Consider the following 721-nt stretch of genomic DNA (forward strand, 5'->3'; position numbering starts at 1 on the left):
TCCTGTTCCAGGCCGTTCTTCTCGCCGTCGATGATGCGGCGCTTGAGGCGTTCCTCCAGCGGCAGCGCGGCCAGCTCCTCCGCCTTGCCCGCCTTCAGCGACTTCGCCGTCGCCCCCTCGAACAGCTGCATGAGCCTCTGCAGCGGGTCGTAGCCCTCCGAGCGGCGGTCGTAGATCAGGTCCAGGGCGGTGGTCACTTCCTCCTCGCTGAACCGCGCGATCGGAAGGATCTTGCTCGCGTGGACGATCGCCGAGTCCAGACCCGCCTTCACACACTCGTCGAGGAAGACACTGTTCAGCAGGATGCGGGCGGCCGGGTTCAGCCCGAAGGAGATGTTCGACAGGCCCAGAGTGGTCTGCACGTCCGGGTGGCGGCGCTTCAGCTCACGGATGCCCTCGATCGTGGCCAGGCCGTCCTTGCGGGACTCCTCCTGCCCGGTGCAGATCGTGAACGTCAGACAGTCCACCAGGATGTCCTCCTCACGGATGCCCCAGTTCCCCGTCAGATCCGCGATCAGCCGCTCGGCGATCTCGACCTTCTTCTCGGCCGTCCGCGCCTGCCCCTCCTCGTCGATCGTCAACGCGATCAACGCCGCACCGTGCTCCCGCGCCAGCTCCGTCACCCGCGCGAAACGCGACTCCGGGCCGTCCCCGTCCTCGTAGTTCACCGAGTTGATCACCGCGCGGCCGCCGAGCTTCTCCAGCCCGGCGCGGATCACGT

The 721-nt window shown here is 67.4% G+C and carries 1 protein-coding gene; it reads right to left on the bottom strand.

What is annotated here, in order from left to right:
* The coding region (locus tag LPA54_RS34020; protein ID WP_228984541.1) for a dihydropteroate synthase at nt 1-721 on the bottom strand (721 nt) is incomplete at both ends.

Origin of the sequence: Streptomyces sp. DH12 (assembly GCF_020873895.1) — a bacterium.
Lineage (GTDB): Bacteria > Actinomycetota > Actinomycetes > Streptomycetales > Streptomycetaceae > Streptomyces.